This window comes from Brevibacillus sp. AG, assembly GCF_028369215.1.
Taxonomy (GTDB): domain Bacteria; phylum Bacillota; class Bacilli; order Brevibacillales; family Brevibacillaceae; genus Brevibacillus; species Brevibacillus porteri.
Genome location: NZ_JAQMYO010000006.1, coordinates 312,127 through 335,377, shown reverse-complemented (window position 1 = coordinate 335,377; position 23,251 = coordinate 312,127). Strand labels below are relative to the sequence as shown.

At 45.9% G+C, this 23,251-nt stretch carries 25 protein-coding genes; 5 read left to right on the top strand and 20 right to left on the bottom strand.

The window, feature by feature from the left end; genetic code table 11:
- Window positions 1-14: 14 nt before the first annotated feature.
- The 5 genes from POF51_RS17950 to POF51_RS17930 all read right to left on the bottom strand — a co-directional run bounded on the left by POF51_RS17950 (window position 15) and on the right by POF51_RS17930 (window position 5,129).
- Entirely contained in the window at window positions 15-977 is a 963-nt protein-coding gene (locus POF51_RS17950; protein ID WP_271755815.1) for a GNAT family N-acetyltransferase, read from the bottom strand.
- Window positions 978-1,000: 23 nt separating this feature from the next.
- Complete coding sequence (locus POF51_RS17945; RefSeq protein WP_015892945.1) at window positions 1,001-1,828, bottom strand: carbohydrate ABC transporter permease; 828 nt, start codon at window positions 1,826-1,828, stop codon at window positions 1,001-1,003.
- A 17-nt stretch (window positions 1,829-1,845) separates the two neighbouring features.
- Window positions 1,846-2,793, bottom strand: a complete 948-nt coding sequence (locus POF51_RS17940) for a carbohydrate ABC transporter permease (RefSeq protein WP_017251294.1) — start codon at window positions 2,791-2,793, stop codon at window positions 1,846-1,848.
- 29 nt (window positions 2,794-2,822) lie between these two features.
- Window positions 2,823-4,154: an ABC transporter substrate-binding protein gene (locus tag POF51_RS17935; RefSeq protein ID WP_069848587.1), complete on the bottom strand. Its 1,332-nt coding sequence runs from the start codon at window positions 4,152-4,154 to the stop codon at window positions 2,823-2,825.
- A 129-nt stretch (window positions 4,155-4,283) separates the two neighbouring features.
- On the bottom strand, window positions 4,284-5,129 hold the full coding sequence (locus tag POF51_RS17930; RefSeq protein WP_069849124.1) for a MurR/RpiR family transcriptional regulator: 846 nt from the start codon (window positions 5,127-5,129) through the stop codon (window positions 4,284-4,286).
- Between the two features lie 273 nt (window positions 5,130-5,402).
- On the opposite strand from POF51_RS17930, the gene POF51_RS17925 reads away from it, so the two are divergent.
- Together POF51_RS17925 and POF51_RS17920 are read left to right on the top strand one after the other, a co-directional pair.
- On the top strand, window positions 5,403-6,071 hold the full coding sequence (locus tag POF51_RS17925; protein WP_069848589.1) for a hypothetical protein: 669 nt from the start codon (window positions 5,403-5,405) through the stop codon (window positions 6,069-6,071).
- A gap of 142 nt (window positions 6,072-6,213) precedes the next feature.
- Entirely contained in the window at window positions 6,214-6,813 is a 600-nt protein-coding gene (locus POF51_RS17920; protein WP_069848591.1) for an undecaprenyl-diphosphatase, read from the top strand.
- 7 nt (window positions 6,814-6,820) lie between these two features.
- Here POF51_RS17920 and POF51_RS17915 read toward each other — a convergent pair whose 3' ends face one another.
- The 10 genes from POF51_RS17915 to POF51_RS17870 all read right to left on the bottom strand — a co-directional run bounded on the left by POF51_RS17915 (window position 6,821) and on the right by POF51_RS17870 (window position 14,266).
- Complete coding sequence (locus POF51_RS17915; RefSeq protein ID WP_069848593.1) at window positions 6,821-7,720, bottom strand: SDR family oxidoreductase; 900 nt, start codon at window positions 7,718-7,720, stop codon at window positions 6,821-6,823.
- Between the two features lie 172 nt (window positions 7,721-7,892).
- The gene (locus POF51_RS17910) at window positions 7,893-8,294 is read right to left on the bottom strand and encodes a DUF4183 domain-containing protein (RefSeq protein ID WP_069848595.1); all 402 of its coding nucleotides are present in this window, start codon (window positions 8,292-8,294) and stop codon (window positions 7,893-7,895) included.
- A 107-nt stretch (window positions 8,295-8,401) separates the two neighbouring features.
- Window positions 8,402-8,686 carry a DUF4183 domain-containing protein gene (locus tag POF51_RS17905; protein ID WP_069848597.1) on the bottom strand — a complete coding sequence of 95 codons (285 nt, stop codon included), beginning with the start codon at window positions 8,684-8,686 and terminating at the stop codon, window positions 8,402-8,404.
- A gap of 163 nt (window positions 8,687-8,849) precedes the next feature.
- The gene (locus POF51_RS17900; protein ID WP_083261660.1) at window positions 8,850-9,392 is read right to left on the bottom strand and encodes a hemerythrin domain-containing protein; all 543 of its coding nucleotides are present in this window, start codon (window positions 9,390-9,392) and stop codon (window positions 8,850-8,852) included.
- Window positions 9,393-9,419: 27 nt separating this feature from the next.
- Window positions 9,420-9,737 (bottom strand): hypothetical protein, encoded by a 318-nt coding sequence (locus POF51_RS17895; RefSeq protein WP_069849126.1) that lies wholly within the window; start codon window positions 9,735-9,737, stop codon window positions 9,420-9,422.
- Window positions 9,738-9,765: 28 nt separating this feature from the next.
- On the bottom strand, window positions 9,766-9,969 hold the full coding sequence (locus POF51_RS17890) for a hypothetical protein (RefSeq protein ID WP_069848601.1): 204 nt from the start codon (window positions 9,967-9,969) through the stop codon (window positions 9,766-9,768).
- Complete coding sequence (locus POF51_RS17885; RefSeq protein ID WP_069848604.1) at window positions 9,953-10,486, bottom strand: Rieske (2Fe-2S) protein; 534 nt, start codon at window positions 10,484-10,486, stop codon at window positions 9,953-9,955. The genes POF51_RS17890 and POF51_RS17885 overlap by 17 nt, the downstream gene beginning before the upstream one ends.
- Window positions 10,487-10,502: 16 nt before the next feature.
- The gene (locus POF51_RS17880; protein ID WP_017251305.1) at window positions 10,503-11,072 is read right to left on the bottom strand and encodes a 4Fe-4S dicluster domain-containing protein; all 570 of its coding nucleotides are present in this window, start codon (window positions 11,070-11,072) and stop codon (window positions 10,503-10,505) included.
- Window positions 11,065-13,239 carry a molybdopterin oxidoreductase family protein gene (locus POF51_RS17875; protein WP_069848609.1) on the bottom strand — a complete coding sequence of 725 codons (2,175 nt, stop codon included), beginning with the start codon at window positions 13,237-13,239 and terminating at the stop codon, window positions 11,065-11,067. Before POF51_RS17875 ends, POF51_RS17880 begins: the two co-directional genes overlap by 8 nt.
- Entirely contained in the window at window positions 13,226-14,266 is a 1,041-nt protein-coding gene (locus POF51_RS17870) for a hypothetical protein (protein ID WP_069848612.1), read from the bottom strand. The genes POF51_RS17875 and POF51_RS17870 overlap by 14 nt, the downstream gene beginning before the upstream one ends.
- 185 nt (window positions 14,267-14,451) lie before the next feature.
- Here POF51_RS17870 and POF51_RS17865 point away from each other — a divergent pair, with 185 nt between their 5' ends.
- Window positions 14,452-15,159, top strand: a complete 708-nt coding sequence (locus tag POF51_RS17865; protein WP_017251308.1) for a Crp/Fnr family transcriptional regulator — start codon at window positions 14,452-14,454, stop codon at window positions 15,157-15,159.
- A gap of 82 nt (window positions 15,160-15,241) precedes the next feature.
- On the opposite strand, the gene POF51_RS17860 is transcribed toward POF51_RS17865, so the two are convergent.
- Window positions 15,242-16,741, bottom strand: coding sequence for a nitrate/nitrite transporter (locus POF51_RS17860; protein WP_069848614.1), 1,500 nt, complete (start codon window positions 16,739-16,741; stop codon window positions 15,242-15,244).
- 145 nt (window positions 16,742-16,886) lie between these two features.
- On the opposite strand from POF51_RS17860, the gene hcp reads away from it, so the two are divergent.
- Window positions 16,887-18,182 carry a hydroxylamine reductase gene (gene hcp / locus POF51_RS17855; RefSeq protein WP_017251310.1) on the top strand — a complete coding sequence of 432 codons (1,296 nt, stop codon included), beginning with the start codon at window positions 16,887-16,889 and terminating at the stop codon, window positions 18,180-18,182.
- Between the two features lie 78 nt (window positions 18,183-18,260).
- Here the strand turns inward: hcp and POF51_RS17850 are convergent, their stop codons facing one another.
- From POF51_RS17850 to POF51_RS17840, 3 genes are all read right to left on the bottom strand, one after another.
- Window positions 18,261-19,649: a YcdB/YcdC domain-containing protein gene (locus POF51_RS17850; RefSeq protein ID WP_069848616.1), complete on the bottom strand. Its 1,389-nt coding sequence runs from the start codon at window positions 19,647-19,649 to the stop codon at window positions 18,261-18,263.
- A 169-nt stretch (window positions 19,650-19,818) separates the two neighbouring features.
- On the bottom strand, window positions 19,819-20,880 hold the full coding sequence (locus POF51_RS17845; protein WP_069848618.1) for a hypothetical protein: 1,062 nt from the start codon (window positions 20,878-20,880) through the stop codon (window positions 19,819-19,821).
- Window positions 20,870-21,445: a sigma-70 family RNA polymerase sigma factor gene (locus tag POF51_RS17840; protein WP_017251313.1), complete on the bottom strand. Its 576-nt coding sequence runs from the start codon at window positions 21,443-21,445 to the stop codon at window positions 20,870-20,872. The genes POF51_RS17845 and POF51_RS17840 overlap by 11 nt, the downstream gene beginning before the upstream one ends.
- A 264-nt stretch (window positions 21,446-21,709) precedes the next feature.
- Here POF51_RS17840 and POF51_RS17835 point away from each other — a divergent pair, with 264 nt between their 5' ends.
- Window positions 21,710-22,531 (top strand): DUF2785 domain-containing protein, encoded by an 822-nt coding sequence (locus POF51_RS17835; RefSeq protein WP_069848620.1) that lies wholly within the window; start codon window positions 21,710-21,712, stop codon window positions 22,529-22,531.
- 78 nt (window positions 22,532-22,609) lie between these two features.
- Here the strand turns inward: POF51_RS17835 and POF51_RS17830 are convergent, their stop codons facing one another.
- Window positions 22,610-23,203 (bottom strand): YdeI/OmpD-associated family protein, encoded by a 594-nt coding sequence (locus tag POF51_RS17830; protein ID WP_069848623.1) that lies wholly within the window; start codon window positions 23,201-23,203, stop codon window positions 22,610-22,612.
- Window positions 23,204-23,251: the final 48 nt, after the last annotated feature.

The following is a 23,251-nucleotide window of genomic DNA, read 5'->3' as shown; positions in this document are numbered from 1 at the left end:
CCGACTTGCTCTTGTTAAGAGAATGCTTTGCCGTACTTCGCATACTGCTTCCAGCTGTGATACCCGAGCCTCGCATAGAAGTCGACCAGCGTCGTCCAATCAATGACAATGTTTGGGATACCCCGGTTCCGCAAAGCTACAATGCCTGCTTCCACGATCGCCAGTCCCAAGCCTCGTCCTCTATACTCCGCATCCACGCCCAATGGACCGATACCGCCCAGCCCATCCGCAAGCAAAGGTGCCCAGTATACGTTTTGGGCAATAAACGGAGAGTCGGCATCATTGATCCGGCAAAAACCGACGATCTCACCGTGCAGCTCCACCACGACGAATTCGCGTCCGGTTCCTCCCCGCTGGAAATAGTGAATGGCTTCATACTCCCATCTTCCAGGAAAGCATCGATGCAAGAAGGCCAAAAAGGCATCTTGGTCCGCCCTCGTCAACAGTCGAAAGTGGCCATCTGGTACCTCTGGTAATTCTAGCTCCGTTGGTTCGAGATACTGGCATAACAGATCGTTCTCCAATCGATCCTCCGAATGATACCCTTGCCTCTCAAACCACGCTTTTACGTCCGCAGATTCATCGGGTATGCCCGGGAAATAATGATACGGATCGCGCCCCAGCAAAACCTTTTCCACGCCTTGCTCTCGCAACGCATTTTCTGCCCTTGCCAGCAATTCACGTCCGACCCCCTGCCCGCGATGTGCTGTAGACACGAGTAAGACCTGTATCCAACCAATGCCTTTCCCCAACTGAATGTCGAGCTTTTCCTGCCAGCATTTGGCCACGATAAATCCGACAGGACGCTGTGTCACAGCATCTATCGCAATCCACGACCCGGCTTTGACTACATTCTGATCCTCGAAGCTGTTTTGCCGCATGAGTGCAGGCCGCATGGGAAAGCGATCACCCAACTCCTGATTCCACAGCTCGCACATAGCGTCCGCAAATAGATCGTCCCAAGGTACGTATTGCATAGGATGCTTGCCTCCTTTACGCCCTATTTCAATCCAGAAGTTTTGGAGCCTTCCACAAAATATTTCTCCGCAAACAAAAACACGATCAAAATCGGGATCAAGCTAATCAGGGCCCCCGCTACCAATAGTTGATCCTCTGTCTTGTACTGACCGCTCAAAGACAAAATTCCGATCGGCAGCGTAAAGTTCTCATCCGAAATGAGGTAAATGACTGGCGCCAAAATCTCATTCCACTTCCCCATAAACGTAAAGACCGCCAGTGTGGCCAAGGAAGGCTTGCACATCGGCAAAAACACCCGCCAATAAATCTGGAACGGATTGCAGCCATCCAGCTTTGCCGCTTCCTCGTAATCCTTCGGGATATTCAAAAATGCTTGCCTCATTAAAAAAATGGCAAACGGCTGTCCGAGCCACTCCAATATCCAAAGCGGAGCCAACGTGTCGAGCAGTCCCAAATTTTTAAAGATAATAAACTGCGGGACGATCGTGACGATCCCCGGGATCATCATCGTTCCCAGCACGATCATAAACAGCGTGTCGCGGAAAGGAAAGCGCAGCCTGGCAAAGGCAAAGGCAATCATTGAGCTGGACAATAAGGCTCCGATAACCGAAAGAATCGCGACAATCAGACTGTTGATCGTATAGCTGCTAAAATTCGCCTGTTCCCACACGGTTGTATAGTTGCTCCACTGTGTTGGATTGGGCAGCCATTCTGGCGGAAATTGCATGTACTGCTTGTAAGTTTTCAGCGAGTTAAACACGGTCGTTAAAAACGGAACCAGCATAATCAACGCACTCGCTATGACAAACAGGTATCCAACGATTTTATTTAGAGGAAAACGCTTTTGCATGGCTACCTCCTTGCCTTTTAATCATAATGAACCCATTTCTTTTGCAGCTTGAATTGGATGAGCGTAATGGCAAGCAGGATAAGGAACAACACCCACGCAATGGCAGAAGCATAGCCCATTTTGAAAAAGCTGAATGCTTGGCGGAACATGAACAGCATCAGGACGAGGCTGGCGTTGTTCGCACCGCCTGTCGAGCCTGCCTCCGTAGAGCCCCCGGTCATGACAAAAATCTGCTCGAAGTTTTGGAAGGAGTAAATCGTATTCAAGATGACGACCAGAAACGTCGTGCCGGAAATCATCGGGACTGTCACCCGCCAAAACTTTTGCCAGGCGTTTGCTCCATCAATCGAGGCTGCCTCATACATGTCAGAAGAAATTCCTTGCAGCCCAGCGAGAAAAATAATCATCATGTAGCCGACTGACTTCCAGATGGCGATGAGAACCAAGACCGGGATGACCCAGAATTCATCAATCAGCCAGTTTTGCGGGGCTAGCCCAAGTTTAGACAGAAAAGCATTGGCAAAACCGATCCGCTGGTTAAACACCGCATCCGCTACATACGCGATCACCGTCCATGAGGAGATAACCGGCAAAAAGTGAACCATCCTGAAAAATTTCAGGCCCTTCAGCTTTTGATTCAGGGCAACTGCTAACAACAACGCCAAAAACGTTTTGGCTGGAACATACAGGATCGTAAAATAGACCGTATTCCATAACGCGCGATAAAACAGCGGGTCTTCAAACAGCTTTGCATAGTTGTCCAAGCCAGTCCATTTGGGCGGATTTAAAATATCGTAGTCCGAAAAGCTGAAGTACAATGACGCGACCGATGTTCCCACGACGAATACGAGAAAGTGGATGAGATAAGGGGAGACCAGGAGCAGTCCCCATCTCCCCTCGCTATCCAACCATTTTCTCTTTTTCACAGCAGGCTTCGCCTGTTGCTTGGTTTGCAGCTCTAGCATGGTTGGCACACATCCTCACTGATTGATGACTACTGCTTCTTGAAGAAGTCATCCAGAACTTTTTGAATGCCTTCGTCTGTTTTCGTGATGAATTCATCCGTTCCGTACTTATCCATGAACAGCTCCGCCAGATTATCCGTGAACACCTTCACCCACTCGGTAAAGACAGCGTTGGTATCAATCGTGCCCGCGAACTCCAAGGTATCGAGGAAGACTTTTTTGTTTTCTGGCTTCGTGGCTGGGTTTAGGAACATTTCGGAATTCGCCACTGATTTTTTCACCGGAATGGCTTCCCCTACTTCTGTCCACTCTTTTTGTGCTTCATCAGATGTCGTCCAGTAGGTGATCCATTCTTTAGCGGCCTTGACCTTCTGCTCCTCTGCTTTTTTGTTGATGACCCACGAGTTGGCGATTACAGGTGCGAAGCGTTTGCCGTCCGGTCCTTTTGGCATGGGAGCGACATCATAATTCAACCCTGCACCATTCATCGAGGTTGTTGCTGCGTAAATATCGATTTGCATCGCTACAGCCCCGCTCAAAAACGCTTTGAAGTTGCTCTGGAACGCCTTTAGATCAGCCGGATTCGGGAATAGCTTGCGCTGCATGCCGTCGACCATCCACTCGACCGCTTTTTTGTTTTCCGGGCTGTTGATAATCGATTTTTTCAACGTCGGGTCCAATACCCCGCCACCGTACGCTTTCAAGATGTTAAACGCACCGCGTGAGCTACCGAAAAACGCGAAGCCGTACTGTTTCACTGATTTTTTGTCAAAAGCAGGATCGTCTGCATGTTTCCCGTTGGCATCGAGGGTCAGCTTGACGGAAGCCGCCTTCAAATCATCCCAGGTCCAGTCAGCCGTAGGATATGGTACGCCCGCTTTGTCGAACAAATCCTTGTTGTAGAAAAGGGCTCCCACTTGGATGCCCTGCGGCACACCCCAATACTTCCCATCTGAGTCTTTGTTGAACTCCAGACCGTTGAGCTCCTCTTTGTTGATTTCTTTCGTGACGTAGTCGGTGATGTCGAGAATCGCGCCGCGTTGGGCGTAACCAAATACTTTTGTCCCGTCGCTCTGCCAAAGATCAGGCGCATTCCCGGCCGCGATCTGAGTCGTCAGCTTTTGATAGAAGTCATCATAAGGAGCCGTCATCGTTTTGATTTTGATATGAGGATGTGATTGTTCGAATTTTGCAATAATTTCTTCCATCTTTTTCTTCGTAGGTGGATCAGAGCTGTAGCCCATATACAATTCGACTTTGTCCCCCTGCTGTGTGGAGGACTGGCTGCTACATCCAGAAATAAGCAATGCCGCGGTTAAGCCAATCAAACCGAGTACTGAGAGAAACCTTCTCTTTTTCATGGAAAACCTCCCCGATTGCAATAAGTAAAAAGCTTGCATAGCTAACGATATTTCCAAACGCCTAACGTACTTTACTGATAAGGATAAAAGGATAAAGGCAGGACTTTGTGTATGCTAAGGAGGATTTGCTTATTTGTATTGCTCCCGAATAGCTTTACGCGTCTGGCGCAAGTACGCAGCAGAGACATCGTAATTTTTGGCAGCAACACCTCTAAACAAGATGTCGATCACATTGAGTTGTGCGATTCGTGAGGATGTGGCGGCACTGCGTTCATCCGCTTCTGTTGAAAACGTGGTTAAGTGAATATCCACGCATTCCGCCAAGGAGTTTGTGCCGTATTTGGTAATGCCAATGGTCACAGCACCCGATTTACGGGCTTGTTTCATCGTGCTTATGATCTGCGAGGTTTCCCCCGAATTCGAGATGCCGACTGCCACATCATCAGCCGTCAAGGTGACTGCCGAAGTAAGCTGCAAGTGGGAATCTGAATGGGCCGTGCACATTTTATTGATGCGCAAAAATTTATGTTGGGCATCCTGCGCAACCAATTGCGAAGCACCCACTCCGTAAAAGTCAATCCGAGTGGCTCGGAACAGCTCACCAATCGCCTGCTCCACTGCTTCTGCATCCAAAATTTTGATCGTTTCCCGCAAGGAGAGGATGTTGTTGAGCGAAACCGATTCAATCAAGGTGTACCTATCAGCATCGGGAAGAATCTCTTTGTATTCATCCTGAGCGGTAGACGATTGCAGATCACCCGCTATTCTGATTTTCAACTCCTGAAAACCATCTACACCGATACTTTTGCACATGCGTATGATGGCAGCAGTGCTGGATTCGCTTCTTTCCGCGAGTTCCTTGATGGAAAGACGAATCACCTCATCCGGATTGGCTAAAATGTAATGCGCTGCGTTTTGTTCAGAACGCTTGATATTGTGCAACGATTCGCGGATGCGCAGCAACCCGCCATTCAACACGATACCACCCCTTTAGTCCACGAATTTGTTAAGCGCTTACATTCAAGTGTGACTTTGGTAATTCATTACATATTTTGTATTATAGACACTTGAAATAAAATATCAATATGAATTGTCAGATTTGAAATAAAATTTCAAAACTATTTTTCGACACGTTCTCCCTATGTTCGTCCTGTTATAAATATTTCACAATTTTTACAGTTACTTATACGAATACCTTTCCGTATTAATCCATGTACACCCAATTGAAAAATAATGGGGATGATCAAATTGACTAAGCGTAAGACACTAGCATTCACCCTGATAGCGGCACTCCTTTTGTCAAACACACCTATTCAGTCAAGCGAAGCCGCAGCAGCCTCTTCCCACAAAACGAAAGCAACTGTAACTGCGAGCAAGTTAGAAGAGCTTTCCATAAAAGATCTGAATCAAAAAGCAAAAGCGACTCTGAATCACGTCAAAGAAGTCATCCCTGACCTGAAGAACTATCACATCGCCTCTATCGTAAAAGAGAATGTCGTCACCACTTCTGGTCCTATCGAACGTCTGGAAGTGATCTTGTCGAGCACACCAGAGGGTACTACCCCAGACTTCGGAGTTGTCCATGTAAACGCAAGTACAGGAGAGCTGATCAGCATCGACCTTCAAAACGGACTCTCCTCTTCGAAAGGAATAGGTGATGAGGAAGCGATCAAAAAAGGCAAGGAGCACCTCAAACTTTTGTTTGGAAAGCAAGCAGAAAAATACAAGTTCTCACAGATCCTCTCCTCTACTGTCCAGGACAACAAGACACAGATTCTCGTGATTTACACTTCTCCGGATCATTACATCAACGTGACCATGGATCGTGTCGGAAAATTAAAGGCTATCCAAAAAGATATCTACCCCAAAGCAGAATTAGAAGGCAAAAAAAATAAGAGGCACCTTTCATCCAATTAAAAAGAGACGGTTCTGCCGTCTCTTTTTTGATGCTATGAAACCAACCTTACAACCCCGTAATATTTTGTAAGGTAAATCAATTTCCCATTTCTCTCCTATCGATTACGATTCTCCTGTTATATGTAAAGGAGGATCACCAAAAATGAATGGCATGGAAATCAACATTCACTACTTTCGCTTGATTAATGACTTAGGGAAAGAGTATCCAGCTCTCAATCCTGTGGCTTTTTACGTAGCAGAATATACGGTGTTTATTCTGGCGTTGAGTGCTTTGATGTATTGGTTTACGAGAAAACATGAGAATCGCATCATGGTCGTTTGTGCGACGTTTACGTTTGTCATCGCCGAGCTATTCGGGAAAGTAGCCGGAAGTTTTCATGCGAATAATCAGCCATTCGCAGAGCTTGCTGACGTCAATCAATTGGTACAAAAAGCGGTCGACAATTCGTTTCCCAGCGACCATACGATCCTGTTTTTTTCCTTTTGCATGACCTACTGGCTTTTTAGAAAGACAACGGGGCCACTCTGGATGCTGCTTGCTGCTTGTGTCGGCCTCTCTCGCATTTTGGTAGGCGTTCATTATCCAGCAGATGTCATCGTGGGTGCCCTGATCAGCATTGGGTCTGCCTTGGCCGTCTATATGATTGTGCCGAGATTGAGCTTTGTCCATACGCTACTTGCTTTGTATGAAAAAGGAGAGCAAGCGATCTTGCCAGCCAAATCGAAGACGAGAGACTTTTGATTCACCGCTATGTCTCTGTCATCGTTCCACCATTAACATGCAATACCTGGCCCGTGACATATCCCGAATCATCCGAGGCCAGGTAAACATAGGTCGGAGCGAGCTCAAACGGCTGCCCTGCGCGACGCATCGGTGTGTTTACACCCAAAGTCGTGATGTACTCTGCGGAATAGCTGGATACTTGCAGCGGCGTCCAGATTGGACCGGGAGCAACTGCATTCACCCTGATGCCTTGCTTGACCAATTGAAGGGACAGCGAGCGGGTAAAGGAGACGATAGCCCCTTTGGTTGCTGAATAATCAACCAATTGCGGATGACCAGCATAGGCAGTAACCGATGCTGTACTAATAATGGAACTGCCTGGCTGCAAATGCGGCAACGCCTCTTGTGTGATGTAAAAAAGGGGGAAAAGGTTGGTGCGAAACGTGTCTTCCAGTTGCTCCCGGCTTATATCGAGGATGCTAGATTGTGGAAACTGTACACCTTGATTCAAGACAAGCACATCCAATTTGCCGAAACAGGCAACCGCTTGGCGTACAACCTCCCGACACCAATCCTCGTCGCGCAAGTCTCCCGGCAGCAGCAAACATTGCCCTCCGTAATATTCAACGACTTGCTTGGTCTCCTCGGCGTCGATGTGCTCATCCAAATAAGGAATCGCTACAACTGCCCCCTCCTTCGCAAACGCAACGGCTACAGCACGGCCAATCCCACTGTCTCCACCAGTTATGATCGCTACCTTTCCCCGAAGCTTTCCGCTTCCGATATAGTCAGGATTATCGAAAATCGGTCGCGGGACCATCAAGTATTCCATCCCCGGTTGTCGATCCTGATGCTGCGGCGGAAACGTGAGGGGAGTCTCTTCGCAAGTAGTTTTGTAACTGTAATATGGGTATCTCGGATACATGAAAAATACCTCCTGTACGGATTCAGTCGATATCGCCATGATATTCGCCTACCCTTCACCGCGTGCGCCGCGTGCGCCGTGTACGCCATCAAACCTCCCCAGTCTGTCGAGCCGATCAAGGAAAATGACATGTATGTATGACATGACCTTTTCCCATTATGGAAGCAACCATTTATGAAACAATCATCTTAATGAACTGAAGAATAAGAGGAACTCCTTGTACAGGAATGTCACTCAGAATCAAAACTCCCGGTTGGATAACATATAAATTGGGAGGCTGTAGCATTCCATTGATGAATAGATTCACAACAGAAACTTCATTCGGGTCCAGAATGCCAGAAGTACTGAAGTGCATGACAGCATCACTGTTGGTATACATGTTTTTGACTCCATCTGAAATGGCCGTATACTGATAGGTTTCTGTTCGTATTAAACCAGGAGTACATGGACATGGGGGACAGGGAGGACAAGTTGGGGAGGGTTTTACTGGAAAAATCCCGGGACAACCTAATGGCGGGACGATTTGCAGACACTGTCTCCTCACTGTGTATGACTGTGTGACATTTCGCCTCATGAAATCACTCGTCCTTTCTCGAAGTGCTTCGACCGTTCACTCCGATTTACACACATGAGTGAACCCCAGGCACATTTCATCCACCTGGGGCCACCAACCTATTCACCTTAGTTAACGACAAATTCTACAACTACGGGTGTACCACCGTTTTCGGCATTTCCATCTGGAATCGTGATCGCTGTCGTTGTGATTGTGGAAGTATTACCTGCCTGAAGCACTCCATTGACGTAGAGATTGTAAAAAGCAAACGTACTAGGAAATGCTGTCGCAGCAGCGCCAGTGTCAGTGGTAAATGCAGTTGCCGCAATGGCAAACGTTGCACCAGTACCAGTTCCAGCACTCATCGTGGACGTAAATCTCAATGAGGTTAGATAAGGTTTTATAATCGGCACTTAAAACACCCCCTTCTCTATTTAATCCCTACTAGTAAATGATCAGTTTCATCCGATTGAAACCGACAAATGACAGTAGAAATATGCACATTTCCCCTCGAAAGAAAATGATTGGAAAATGAAATCACCCCCCCACTTTTTCAGTAGGAGGGCTACATGATTTTTACTCTTGAAACAGTACTCGCAACTGCTCTTTCTCTGCGTCATTCAATACGTATTCTGCCATCGGGAACAGCACACTCTCTTCTTTAAAGAAATGCTCCAAGAGTATTTCTACTGACTTCAGCAAATGAGTGTGGACAGCTTCTACTTCAACAGGTTCAGACTTTTCCTTTTCTACGATTCGCATGAACGACATCAGGCTTTCATGAATAAGATCATGCTCTTCCTCCATGGCAGCAATCGGTCCCATCTCCCGTTCGATATAGTTAGCCATCAGGGGATACAGGTCTTCCTCCTCGCGTCTGGAGTGTTTCTCCAGTTCTGCCCGAAACGAGGACGCCAGCTCATGAAGCTCTGTTAAGCCTTTTTTTCTTCTAGTAGGTTCTGCTGTAGATTTCAGCTTATTTGCTAGATGTACGAGCTCATTCATCTGCTCAGCTAATGATAGGTGCTCCTCTTTCAATTTTTCCAGAGCTGGACACAGCTTCCTTCTCCCTTCAAACTCCTGCATCATCCCCATACATCCTATAGGCGGTGGTCCCATTACAATCCCTCCATCTACTAGTGGGAGTTAGTTACCAAAAGAAATGCGATACGCTAGCTGTCCCCGATTGTCCCTAGCAACCATTTGAATACAGTCATCCTCTTGCGAAAAAACAACCGGTCCATTCTGGATGGGAATCGCCACAAACTGGCAAGGATTAAAATAGAGCCGCAGATGCTCCTCATCCTCCGTGATCTCCCATTTTGCCAGCTGCCTTTCCAAGAGAGCTGGACTGTGTGGTTCGGCATTATCCGCCAAATCTTGAATGAGTATCCCCATCTTTTTATCCACCAAGGCAGGCAGCTCTTGGTGAAGCTCGACAATCGTTCTCTTACTAGGATTCATGGTCACTGATCACACTCCCTTCCCCAGATTATTTCCCTTGTTCTCTTCGATCCCGCTGGTCTTTTCTAAATACCATCCATGCCAGTGGGAACAACACTACCGTTGCACCGCTGAGCAATAGCACCTCCATATATCGCTGTGCAAAATACATATTGACTGTGTACTGGGTGCAAGCAATGCTGGCGAACAAGATCAATACTAATAGGATGACACCTCTATAGCTGCTCTTCATATCTCTTCACCCCTACAGCGTATACGGCTCCATCTTTCTCTTGAAGCACAATTTCCGGAAGTGGTCTTCTTGGGGGACCAGCGAGCGGCTTACCTGTGGCGATATCAAATTTCCCATGATGGCAAGGACATAGCAGCTCTTTCTCATCTCGGTCCCAAAATACCGGACAACGCAGGTGGGTACATGCATTTTGATACGCCTTGTATTCTTTTTCCTTCACATATACGAACAACGCGCTGTCATGCTCTCCTGGATAAGCAAACTCGATCGCATCTCCGGGTTTTATATCGCTGAGATTCGCGATTTTTTGTGTGGGATACGACTTGCTGGATGAACTCATCAGCTCCTTGGCAGCTAATGCCCCCCATGGTAGAGTAGATGCCGCGAAAAGCCCGGCTGCTCCTACCATTGTTTTCATAAAACTCCGTCGATCCAGACTACGCTCATTGGAACGATTGATGTTATGTGTATAATTGTCATCCTTCAACGGAATTGGGCGGGTTTTCTCGTTCTCCATAAGGTATTTCTCCCCTCTAGAATAGCTTCTGTTTGCCCTGCAGAATGCCAGGCAGGCTAATTTTCACATTGGTTTCGCCTTCCAGTACATCCGGGTCGTGGCTGGCAGTCCATTTGCCATTGGCCAAAGGAATCTGTGCCCGTTTTTCTTCCAGCTCTGCTTCCTCAATCCACTGCAAGGTGTTTGTCGGGCAAACCGAAGCGCACATCGGCGGGATTCCCTCTTTCGTACGGTCGTAGCATAGATCGCACTTGTACATGAGATTCTGTTCTTCATCAAATTTGGGAATTCCATAGGGGCAGGCAATCGTACAATTTTGACAACCGATGCATTTCTCTACCAAAGCTGACAATACGGCCCCATTATCTGCGATTTGAATCGCCTGAGCAGGACAGCTGCGGGCACAAGCAGGATTAACACAATGGAAGCACATGAGAGGAATCGTTTGTCTGTTGATAAACGGGTCCACATCCAGTACGTAGTTTCGGTTTCGGTTGTCGTGACCTCCACACTGTGTACACGCCGCCAAGCAGCTTCGACAACCGATGCAATTGTCCATTTCGATGTATAAGACTTGTTTACCCATGGCGAACTCCTCCATGTTTGTGCTTGATGATTTTCGCGGCGCAAGCTTTAAACTCGGGCATTTTGCTGTAAGGATCCAAAGCCGGGTTGGTCAGCAGGTTGATAGACTCCGCTTTTCCCCAGTGGTACGGCACGAACACCGTATCCTCTCGAATGGCCTCGATCACTTTCACACGGTACTGAGCCTCGCCCCTTCTCGTTTTCAGAGTGACCATCTCATCGTGTTCAATGCCATAACGAGTCGCTGTTTTTGGATGAACCTCTAGCAGAGGATCAGGATACATGTCCGTCAAAAACGGGATTCGTCTTGTCTGGTTCCCGGACAAATAGTGGAACACAACTCGTCCCGTCGTTAGCCGCAAAGGATATTCTTCATCCGGCTCCTCCGCTGGCGGACGGTAAGGCAGCGCACATATTTTGGCTTTGCCATCCGGGTGATAAAATTTTTTATCCAGGAATAAATGGGGCTGTCCCTCGTCGCCCTCCTCGCGGCACGGCCAGAAAACACCATTGTTTTGATCAATTTTCTCGTAGGTGACCCCGTAGTAGTCAGCTATTCCGCCTTTGGAGACCTGACGTATTTCATTGAAAATATCCTGTGGAGACTTCAAGTGCGTAAAGTATTGTCCGCGCCCCATTCTTTTGGCGATTTCTATTTGAATCCACCAGTCAGGCTTGGATTCTTCGAACCATTCCTGTGCCTGACGATGACGAATAATGCGACCTTCGAGATTGGTAGTCGTTCCATCGTCTTCTGCCCAAGTCGTAACAGGAAGAACGACATCGGCGTATTCAGCTGATTCGGACAAGTAAAAGTCGCAGCAAACCATAAAATCCAAACTTTTCAGGGACTCTCGAACATGGTTTAGATTTGGCGCACTTACAACCGGATTGGAGCAGAGTAAGTATAAGCTGCGAATCGTTTTATCCTTCATCAGCTGGAACATCTCATAGGCAGAGACACCTTTCTGCGGCATCTCTTCCGGGGAAATGCCCCAGGCACATGCTATTTCACGCACATGTTCAGGATTGTCGAGCTTGCGGTAGCCAGGCAATTGATCGGCTTTTTGCCCGTGTTCCCGCCCGCCCTGACCGTTTCCTTGACCAGTAAGGGTTGCAACACCTGATTTTGGACGGCCAATCTTTCCTGTGACGAGCGACATGTTGGTATAAGCCGATACGTTGTCCGTCCCTTTCGCCTGTTGCTCCACACCACGGCAAAACATCACAATCGCATCGGGTGCCCTCCCGAAAATGTCGGCAGCCCGCACAATCTTCTCCACCGAAACCCCTGTTATTTCGCTGACATACTCCGGTGTGAAGATAGCAACCACTTCTTTTGTTTCTTCAAAACCATTCGTATGATTTCGAATAAAGTCTTCATCCATATGCCCATTCTTGATCAGGAGATGAACGATTCCGTTTGCCAGTGCCAAATCTGTACCGGGCCGCAGATCCAGGTGGATATCAGCTCGACGTGCCAAAGGCGTTTCCCGTGGATCGGCTACGATCAGATAACCGCCTCGATTTTGCACTTCCCAAATACGAAACATGCTGGTTGGATGACACTCTGCCGCGTTTGAACCGGCCAAAAACAAGCAGTCTGTTTGATGAATATCCGTCCAGGGAACGGTAGAACCGCGATCAATCCCCAAGCTTCGATTCAATCCTGCCGCAGCGGAGGACATACAAAAGCGGCCATTGTAGTCAATATAGCGGGTTTGCAAGGCGACCCGTGCAAACTTACCTGTGAGGTAGCATTTTTCGTTCGTCATGGAAACGCCAGAGTAAACAGACAAAGTATCTTTGCCATAGTTGTGTTGCAATTCCTTGAACCTGGAAACGATCAAGTCTAGTGCTTCCTCCCATGACGCTTCCCGAAATCCTTCCGCCGTGCCTTTTAAAGATGCATCTGTTCGAATCAACGGCCGCTGTATCCGATCTGGATGGTTCACCTGCTGATAAGCCGTCACCCCTTTTGGGCACATCTTACCCAGATTGACAGGGAAATCGTACCGTGGCTCCACGCCGATAATCTTGTTCGTCGTTGTATCTACACGCAGGTTCATCCCGCATTGCATACCGCAGTAGCAGCAGTGCGTGCTGACCAATTTCTCGTTCGGATGTATCTTATTTTCAATCACTTTAAAAAATTTATCCTTTGGCATGTTGATTTGCCTCCCTGGCATTGATCTCGTGCGTAGGAACTCCTGTGAAACGGAACATCCGGTATTTTCTGCGGCACGGCAAGCAAAGTTCAGCCAAGTGGAATCCTTCTTCCATTTGAAAAGCCATTTCGTTTTTACCCAGTACATTGATCACATCTGCCGACTGTTCCGCAGAAACAAACTCATTGCTGCACACTTTGCACTTTTTCATTTCCTGCTCGCCATAGTGCTCGCGATAATTACGTGCAAACACACTCATCGGGCGGAACGGTATGTGAGCCAGTTTTCCGAATGGCAGATAAATCAAGGTCACAATCACTGCGAATTGATGTGTGACGGATATGACCGGGTGCCCAAAGCCCCCTAAGAACATGTTGCTTGCGGTTAACATCAAGCCTGTCACACTGATAAACAGTAGCAGGTATAAAGGTAAAAAGTCGTAGACAAAGGATTGTTCAGCCCGTGCCTGCATGTTCTTGAATCTGCGATACAATGCCATGACTGCTCCACCGATGACCATAAAAGCAGTAATGTTCAACGCGTTGTAAAAGAGAAAGGCAATCCAGCCATCTGCTTGTACTGTCAGAACATCCACACCCATGAACACGACCTGATAGTAGCCGTTGTCCGTCATCGTGAAATACATCCAGCCAAAAACTAACGGAAAGGTGACAAACGCGGCCAAGATGCATCCCCATCCCAGCAAAATGTGCTGTGTCCAGCGATACCATCCCCGATTCCAAATAAAGCGATAGATGGCCAGATGATCTACCGTTGTATTCGCCGTGCTTTTACGAAAGAGAAGTCGTAGCCCCTTTTTCAGAATGACATTCGTTGGCGGGCGATCTGCCCACGCAGAAAATCGGTATAGGAAGCCTCCAATAAAGACAAGAGTCCCCACCATATAGCCGTAAAGCGCCAGATCAATATGCGTGAAAAAACGTGTTCCCACGTAACTTAGGACGAACAAGCAAGCAATGATGATAAAAGCACGCTTCGCCACCTTGGAAGCAAATAGATAGTTCATACAACACCCTCCCTGCTGCTGCTCATTTTTTCCTTTCGCTTGAGGTCATTGTAGCAATGGCTCGTAACCCAGGTTGTGATTTACCTCACACCCTTGCCACAATCAGGACGATTTCCTCTTCCCAAACCATCAATTTCGGATGATATAATGAGTTACCTTTGTATCCTTGTTGTAGGAGGGACCACATGACCGGAAATGGCACAACGTTTGTACAGCAGATTTCTTCCGATTTTGTGAATAGCCTTGAAACGTTTTCTGTTAGGAAAAATTTCGTTCCCGGAGCCGTTCTGTTTTTGGATGGTGAAAGAGCCGATCAGCTATTCTTAATTTCGTCGGGCCAAATTAAGCTCACAAAAAACACGAACGATGGAAAAGAACTGACTCTGCAAGTATTTGGTGCAGGAGAGCTAGTCGGCGTCTCCGGGCTCTTCGAACAGGAATTGACGTACACCTCCACAGGCACCATGTTGATGGAGGGTGAGATATGGATCATCCCGCGACAAGGGTTGGAAAAAATGCTCATCAAAAACGGTCAATTTTGCGTAGACTTCCTGCGTTGGATGGGATTGATGAACAGACGGATGCAGTCTAAATTTCGTGATTTGCTACTCAATGGCAAAATCGGCGCCTTGTATTCAACGCTAATCCGCATGAGTAACACGTACGGCAAGCCACACCCCGAAGGAATCCTCATCGACCTTTCCCTTACCAATCGTGATTTGGCACAATTCATTGGCCTGACACGAGAAAGTGTCAACCGGATGCTTTCCGATCTGAAAAAACAGGACACCATTGATCTGCTTCCCCAGGGGTTTATCTTGATTAAAGACCTTGCCTATTTAAAAGAAGCCATTTTTTGTGATGACTGCCCTCCTGATATTTGCCAAATGTGAGCAAACTCTACATACATATCTACACGAAAATAGTCCTGGACTTGTCCGTCCAAGACTATTTTCATAAGTGATTCAAGCTTCTTTATCCATGTCTTTGCTCCGCAAGCTCGCTGAACATGCCCGCATAGTACTCAACGTCTCCTGCATCGTCCAGAATCGCGCTGATCGTTAACCATTGGAGATACTGATCCCCATTCTTCCGGCGATTCCAGATCTCTCCTTGCCAATAGCCATTCTTCTTGATCGAGTCCCACATCTTTTGATAGAAGTCGGCACCCTGTCTGCCTGATTTTAAAATATTGGGTGACTTGCCTATCACCTCATTCATCTCATAACCGGTCACTTTCGTAAAAGCATGGTTCGCACTTTTTATGACTCCGCGTGTATCGGTAATCAGTATCGCCTCTCCCGTCTTTTCCATAATGGTGGCGGCGAGCTGCAGCTTTTCTTGATAAAACATCCACATCACCAAGACCAAGCTTGCCAGTGCAAACTGCGATAGCGCCATGAAACCGATCGCGTAATGCCCCGTCAGATTAAACAGCAGCGTTAAGATCAACGGCGGGAAAAATCCTCCTAATCCCCCCATGGCAGATACGATCCCATTTACAATCCCCGCTTGTCGCGAGAAATACATCGGCACTAATTTGAACACGGCACCGTTACCAATTCCGGCACATATCGCTACCAACAAGCACCCTACCGTATACATTAAAATCGATGGCGAAAACGATAAGACAATACCAGACAAGGCGAGCCCGGCAAACACAATCATCAATGCCTTGAAGGGGTTCCACCTATCACCTAGCCATCCTCCCAATGGTCTCGCCAGTGTCGCCAAAAGAATGAACCCTGCTGTTCTCATACCTGCATCTACTTTATCCAATTGGAAATGGCTCACTAAAAAATTCGGGAGATACACGGTGAAAGCGACGAAGCAACCAAATGTAATAAAGTAAAACAAACTGATTAACCATAGCTTTTCGTTTTTGTAGACACTCTTGATCTGCTGACCAAGAGGAGTCACTACCTTCGGTTCATTTTTATCCCCCATCAAGAAGGTAAGTACAGCGAATCCCGCAAGCAATAACAGAAACATCTGTACAGTACTTGCCCATCCAAACGATTTAGCCAGAACTGGCGCTGCAAAAGTGGTTATCGCTGTACCAATATTCCCCATACCGTAGATTCCGTTTATAGAACCATGCTTCTCTTTCGGATAGTATTTAGGGAGAGACGTGACACCAACGGAAAACACCGCTCCACCTATCCCCAAAAATAGCCCGCCTATTAACAAATCTGTATAAGTGGTCGCCTGGCTAATATAAAAAACAGGAGCCAGCAGCAAGAGAAAGCTTATGCTAAATAATATTCTCGCGCCAAATCGGTTACTCCAATATCCTACGGGGATTCTCAGCAACGATCCCAGCAAGACTGGAATCGCTGTCACCCACGCCACCTCGCTTGCACTCATTGGTACGGTTTCTTTGATAAAAGGCATGAGCGATGACAGAATGACCCATACCATGAAACCGACCGTAAGACTCAACGTTTGTAACGGCAACTGCCATTTTCGTACCATAACAACACCCCTCAACTTGGGAATCTTCTTCATCCACTATGATAAGAGGCAATGTTTTTTCCCGTTGTGATTTTAATCACAGCCTCCTTCCAGGCAATCCGCTTATAATCAAAGCGAAATCTTGAATCGAAGGAGTGGATTATACATGTTTTGTTATCAATGTGAACAGACTCCATCAGGTGGTTGTAAGGTCATCGGCGTTTGCGGAAAGAATGAAGATCTTGCGAGTATTCAGGATACCATTATTTTTGCTTTAAAAGGAATTGCCGCTTATGCAACACATGCTCGTCAACTAGGCTATATCGATCCTGAAGTAGATGGGATTACACAGGAAGCTCTCTATTTTACATTGACGAATGTGAATTTTAACTTGGATGAACATTTGCAAATGGCCATGAAAGTAGGCAAAGCCGCCATCAAAGTCATGGAGCTTTTGGATCGGGCTCATACGGATCATTTCGGAGTCCCGCAGCCAATCACAGTCTCGCAAAATAAAATAGAAGGAAAGTGCGTCATTGTTACGGGGCACAATCTGTTTGCTCTCGAAGAGCTGTTAAAACAGACAGAAGGTAAAGGAATCAATGTGTATACGCATTCCGAAATGCTGCCTGCACATGGCTATCCCGAACTGAAGAAATATCCTCATTTGAAAGGAAACATCGGGAAAGCATGGTACGATCAACGTCAATTGTTCGAGAAATTTCCCGGCGCCATACTGGCTACAACAAACTGTGTGATGCCCATTCGAGGCAGCTACGCCGATCGTTTCTTTTCGTATGATATAACCGGATTGGAGAACGTGACGAAAATTGTAGATAACGATTTTGCGCCACTCATTGAAAAAGCATTGTCTCTTCCTGAGGCTTCCATCGAATCGGAACTGACATTGACGACCGGGTATCATCACAAAACGGTCCTCGGCATCGCCCCTGAAATCATTCAGGCAGTCAAGGAAGGAAAGATCAAACGCTTCTTCGTCATCGCTGGTTGTGACGCTCCTGGCAAGGGAGGCGAGTATTATCGTGAATTGGCTACGTCCTTACCGCCAGAAGCAGTCATTCTTACTACCTCCTGCGGAAAATTCCGTTTTAACGATGTAGATTTCGGCATCGTGCCAGGTACCGACATCCCAAGGTATATCGATTTGGGACAGTGCAATAACTCGGTTTCTACCATTACGATTGCAGCTGCATTAGCCGATGCCTTCGAATGTGAAGTGAACGAGCTGCCGGTAAGTATCGTTCTTTCCTGGTTTGAACAAAAAGCGGTTGCCATCCTGCTCGGTCTGTTTAGCCTGGGGATACAAGATATACGGATTGGCCCAAAATTGCCTGAGTTCATTCAGCCTGGTGTTCTGCAAGTACTACAAGACTTGTTCCATATCCAATTGATTGGTGATGCCCAAGAAGATATGAAACAAATGCTGGGAATCACTCAGTAGGCAAAATAGAAAAAACGGCTTGCAGAAGGTTAGTTGTAAGACTAACCACTGACAGCCGTTTTTTTCATTCGCGATTGCTCATTTGCTTTCTTCACGTTTTAAAAAACTGATCCATTTTCCTGTGTGTGCGTCGACAACTCCTTTGTCTCCGCTGAGGCGGTAAACAAGCCGCGGTTTTGGTTGCTCTACCTCGTTAAACTCTATATCCGGTAGCAAGTAGTAGAGTTCGAGCGATTTTTTTACGGCTTGCTCCGTTTTTTTCGCAGAGGCCAGGTCTACTCTCTGCATGTTATTGTCAAGAATCACTGGCGAGGGGAGCTCATCATCCCCTATAATACTGTTGCCTGAGTACGGGTTGACAGCTACTTCAAATCTTGCGTCCTTAATCAGAAGACCATTTTTCAACCATCCAAAATGCACTTTATAGTCCCGCCAATTCGTCTCCTTCCCCCTCAGACCTCCATCATACGGCTGTGGTTCAAGCATATAAATATCTGCCAACTGATCACGGAGCGTCGTTTGCAGGAGATGGATTGCGCTTGCCTCCGCTTGCTCGCGGGTAAAACCTCCGTCTTTCTGACTCCCAGCCTTTGGAGCTGAAGCAGAGGGCATTTCCTTCAAAATCTTGATCGGTTGCTTTGGTTTCGCCACCGCCCCTTTGCCATCGATCATCACGCCTGAGATCGCATCTACCATTTGCGGATCGGTTGGTAGGTAATCGTAGACCAACATGTATTTCTGCTTATGATCTTCACCGTAAAAACTCTTATAATACATGGTTGGCTCCGTTTTTTGTTCCAACAGCTCGCGTGCTTCCTTTTCCGATATGATTTGGCTTGCGTCAGGCAACTCCCCCTCATACCATAATCGATTGAATCGCAGAACCTTTCCGTCTCCTCGCATGGTTACAGTGATCCCATTGTCCTTAAAAGGAATACCATTCTCTACTCTCTGAAATTTAAAATAGTACGTTTCCGAATTGTTGCTCTCGAAATCGCCTTCTTCTAGCAATGTTAGCTTCGCTCGTTCCTCTGGAGGAATGACTTTTGTGAGAAACTTCATTACTCCCTCAAGATCGATTTGCTTTCTATTCGCTGTAGCAGGGCCAGGGGCTTCGCTGTGCTCGCCATGGTATTGATATCTCAACAGATTCCCTGAGACAGGATGAATTACATACATGATACTTGATTGATCTGATTTATTCCAAATAAGGGACCACCCCGCATAGGGTATATAGTCTTCATACGGTTCGTAGTAGTTTCCATAGCCATACTCATAACCTTCGGGGATAGTCACCCATTTCTTGGCGTATTCAATAGCCTCTTGTTCTGAAAGAATCTTTTCTGATTTTTGTTCAGCTGCCTGTACCAGTGTACTCTCATCTGCAATATTGCCTAGTACGAGTAAAGATAAAAGCAAGAGAATCGACAATCGTTTCCAAAATCCTTTTGTACTACTTTGCTTCATACACATGTTCCTCCTCTATCTATTCCCATTGATTTCATCGAATGATTACGGATTTCATCACATTGATATTTTTCCATTCTTTGTTAACTTTATATCAATATACATATTTTGTAAAACAGAAAAAGAGACGGTTTCCCGCCTCTTTTTCCTCCACCTTGACTTGCTATTTCTACCATTCCGTTTCCGTTTTGTGTTCAATTATGTGTACGACTTTTGGTTCAACTTCTTTCATCATTTGTTTCAGTAAATCATCGCTGATTGTTACTTTATTTTTTCCATCTTGAAGTTGAACTTCAGCCTGTGTTTTTGCGATCACATCAATTACTTGTTGTTTCGAGATATTTTTAGATGCTGCAACCTCTACAACAGATTTCCCTTTTGCTATTTCTTCTTTTAACTCTGTCGGGCTCATTTTTAGTAAAGAAAACAGTTTTTCATCGTTTAAGAAGTAATCAGCAGTATAATCAGGCTTACCATTTAAAGAGAAGAACCCTTCTACTTCCTTGTTTGATGGTGCAGGAGCTACCGGAGAAAGACTAATCGTATTACCTTGAACAAATGCTTGGTAACCCTCTCCCTCTGATCCCTTCTTGGTGTAATTCAAGATAAATGTTTTCTGATTTGGATTGTCCATTTGCTCCATGGCAGCCTCATAATCTTTGATGTTGCCATACAATTTATCAATGAGATGATCCACCTTCGCCTTGATTTCCTGATCGGGCAAAGTAATGAGTGGTTTCTCCTTAGGCTCCCAATTCTCTTGAGTCAGGTCTTGAATCTCACCCGTAATACCGTTTGTATGAAGAGTAAGCTTTTTGCCAGTTCCTCCTTTTTCCTGCAGGACGATGCTTAGTTGGACCTTTTTGGTTGAATCACTGGAGTCTCCAAGGTAGCTCGCATCGATAATCTCAAACGATTTTGCTTCGGGAATTGCGCTGTACAGCTTTTCAAGTGCTGCCTTACCAACCTCATCCAGCTTGACTTGTTCAGAAGTCATTGGTGCTCGAGTAAGCATGTCAATCACAACAGGGGCCGCAAATGCTGCGGTTGGAATCAAAATCGCAGCAGCAACTAATCCACCAATTAAACGTTTTTTCATCGTTATTTCGCTCCTTTTCCGTTGCAAATAGTGAGAATAGGATTGTTCTATACGTTTGGAAATGGCCGGCGGACACTCCATCGTTTCTGCCTCTTCGTGCAGATGTTCACGGATTTTATGTTCAATAGTCATTGATCTTTTCCATCCTTTCCAGGGGGAGATTCCCGAAGTCTTTTCTAAGCGCCTGGAGGCCAGCATGATATCTGGACTTGACTGTACCCAACGGAATATCGAGCAACGTCGCAATTTCCTCAAGAGTATAGTCGTGATAAAAGCGGAAGATAATCACTGTCCGCTGTTTGTCGGTCAGTTTTCGTATGGACTGGGATATCAGTTGGTTCCTCCCATCCATCAACGCAGTATGTTCATCCCAATAAGACTCTTCCCGGGAGAAGGAACGGATCCGCTCAAAAATGCGGAATCTCCTCCAGCTCTTGACCCGAAATCTCTGCACTTGACGGATTACCAGGCCATGCAGCCAGAACTGGAAAGGACGGTTCGTATCGTAATTAGCAAGTGAGGTCCACATTTGCATATAGATTTCATTCATGACATCTTCCCGATCCTGCTTTTGATCCACCAGAAAGGAGACGGTCCGGTATACGTCCTGAAAGGTGGCATCATACATCGTATGAAATGCCTGTTCATCACCCTCTTTCATTTTTATAAGTAATTGATACATCTCTTCATTTTCCATTCAGAGGGCCCTCCTGAGTAAGCTTACACACTATATTGTCTCTCTTTCGGAAAAAGGTTCGGTCCTCTTCTTATTTTTTTTGCAAAAGGTGAGTATCCTAGGATCTCTGTGCGTGCTCGTACTGCTACATCTCACCCCACCGCAGTCAAAACTGCTCATGTTTTGGAGGTTGATAACCTATTTATGTCGAAATCTAAAATGGACAATAATCACTAAGTAAAGCCACAAAGTCAGTTCGAAGAATAAAGAGTGGGAGCATGTAAAATGAATGTAAAAGAAAAGCTAATATTCATAAAAGAAAATGGCTACCAAACACCATCCGATACATTTCAATTCGTAGTAGAAATGATGAATGAAATTGGTTCTTTGGATGCCACATTACGTGATGACCTCATTTATACAACCTTATCACATTGGATTCCTGGTAATTCTCTAACTGCAAACGAACTAGAACAACTGATACCAATCATTCTAGATAAAAACCATTTGCTTTTTAAGCTTGGTGAAACAAATACAGACTCTGTCTTTACCCGCTCTTTCTCTATGCTAGTCATCCCCCTACTCCTCATGCGGCATAGAGAATCACCCTTTCTCTCCAGAGAGAACATCCATGCAATAAAAGAGAAAGTATTTTTCAACGTACGTGAAGAGCGAGATTACCGAGGATATGATGAAGAAAAAGGTTGGGCTCATGCCATAGCCCATGCAGCGGATGCATTAGATGATTTAGCTCAATGTTCCGAGTTGGATAAAAGTGACCTCATAACCATCCTCGATTTGGTTTACGAAAAGATGACCATAACCGATCGAATTTACTCCGATGGGGAAGATGAGAGAATGGTAACAGCCATTGTTAGTATTCTGAATAGAAAAATGCTTAGCCAGAGTTATGTAGAGCAATGGATTCAAAGCTTTGGAGATGTAGATAAGAGTTCCGAATTTCTGCCTGCCTTTAAACAAAAAATCAATATAAAGAATTTTTTGAAGAGCTTGTACTTTCGTTTGAAATTTTACAAAGGAGATGCCGATCTTTGCCCAACCATCGAGCAGACATTATATAAAATAGAAAAAGTATACTATTCCTGATAGAGGAATGAAACGAATACAAAAACAAAAAAGAGGCGGTTCTCCCGCCTCTTCTTCACCATTTCCTCATCAAATATACTAATCATTTAATCCCTTTCCATCGAGAATTTGCTGCATGCATTTTTCAACCCTTGATTCTCGTGTTTTGGCTTGTTTGGGTGCTGAAAAATGAAGAATGTAGGCTCTTTGCCGTCCCGGAGTCAATGCTTCAAAAGCAGTTTTCAAGGCAGGGATTTCATCCATTTTCTTTTGCAATTCTTCTGGAATGATGTATTCTTCATGCTTTTTTAAGTCCACTTCTAAACCGGCTTTTTCAACTTCAATGGCTTCTTGAATATATGCCTTCAAAATAGCTTCCATTTCCATGATTTCGTCCACATTGGTGAATCGGATTTGGCGCGCGGCCTGTACATTCTCCGTTTGTTGAATGAGAATCCCATTTGGATCTTTTAACAAGGCACCTTTTTGAAACAGTAGCGCACAATATTCTTTAAATCCATGTATTAAAACAATGTTTTTTTTCTCAAACGTGTAACAAGGATGCATCCACTTAAAATCTTCAGTCAGCTCACAGTCAAGGACAATACTTCTCAACTTCTCGTATTCAGCCTTCCACGTTTTCGCCTTGCTTAAAAATTCATCAACCTTAGGATTCGTTTTACTTGTTGTCATCAAGGAACACCTCTCATCTAGTTGGTGTCATGTCAATTTTTAGTTTTG